The 503-nt window shown below is 69.0% G+C and carries 1 protein-coding gene; it reads right to left on the reverse strand.

Translation table 11 applies throughout. The features are described from left to right. Positions 1 to 503, reverse strand: a 503-nt coding sequence (locus PU724_RS33895) for a condensation domain-containing protein (protein WP_426213848.1), incomplete at both ends; no start/stop codon positions are given.

The raw sequence follows: 503 nt of genomic DNA on the forward strand, positions 1-503 counted from the left end.
GCCACCCTGTCGGGCGCCTCACGCACCCGCGCCTCGAACAGCTCGTGGATGCACAGCTGCGAAGGATAGTCCGCTTCCGTCCGGTTCAGCTCCTCCAGCAGATAGCCGCGCTCGGCGGCCGACAAAAGCTCGATGCGGCCGACCGGCTGTCCGGCATCGGCAACCATCGCCCGCAGCAAGGCCAAGAGATAGCCGCGCTGCCGCTCGATCGTCGCTTCATCGAACAGCGCCGTGGCATAGCGCAGCGTTCCGGCGATCTCCTCGCCGCGCTCGCCAAGGCTCAGCTCCAGGTCGAACTTGACCTGGTCGAAGCCACCCCCGGCTGCCTCCACGCTCAGCCCGGGCAGGTCGAGCCTCTCGCCGGCCTCGTTCTGCCAGGCCAGCATCACCTGGAACAACGGCGTGTGATCGAGCGCGCGCGGCGGCTTGACGATCTCAACCACCTGCTCGAACGGCAGGTCCTGATGCTCCTGCGCGGCCAGCGCCGTGCGCCGCGCGCGCTC

Origin of the sequence: Mesorhizobium abyssinicae (assembly GCF_049887195.1) — a bacterium.
GTDB lineage: Bacteria > Pseudomonadota > Alphaproteobacteria > Rhizobiales > Rhizobiaceae > Mesorhizobium > Mesorhizobium abyssinicae.